1 tRNA gene is annotated in these 386 nt (G+C 34.5%); it reads right to left on the reverse strand.

Annotation, left to right across the window (positions count from 1 at the left end):
- Positions 1 to 173: 173 nt before the first annotated feature.
- Positions 174 to 249, reverse strand: a tRNA-Ala gene (locus P6N22_RS10650).
- Positions 250 to 386: the final 137 nt, after the last annotated feature.

Here is a 386-nt window from a genome sequence, read left to right on the forward strand (position 1 = left end):
ATATCTTTTATTCTAAATTGCTTCACTACCTTATTTAATGTATCCCTACACTAAATAAAGTAGCCCTTATTGTAGTTTTATAGTTGTTGACTTTAACAATTGTAATTTAATGAACTTTTGGTTTAAAAACCAAATATAAACTCTCTCTTGAAAGCTTATATTTGATTTTAAAATGGTGGAGAGTAGCGGGATCGAACCGCTGACCTACTGCGTGCAAGGCAGTCGCTCTCCCAGCTGAGCTAACCCCCCATTTACCAATTCAATGAACTTAGATCACTGAAAACTAAGCAAGAAGAGACAAGAAATAATACTTTGTTGAATCGTGAGATTCTTTATTGAGCTAATCAAACGAATGATTACTCATTACTCTAGAAAGGAGGTGATCC

Source organism: Sulfurimonas sp. C5, assembly GCF_029872055.1.
Taxonomy (GTDB): Bacteria; Campylobacterota; Campylobacteria; order Campylobacterales; family Sulfurimonadaceae; genus Sulfurimonas.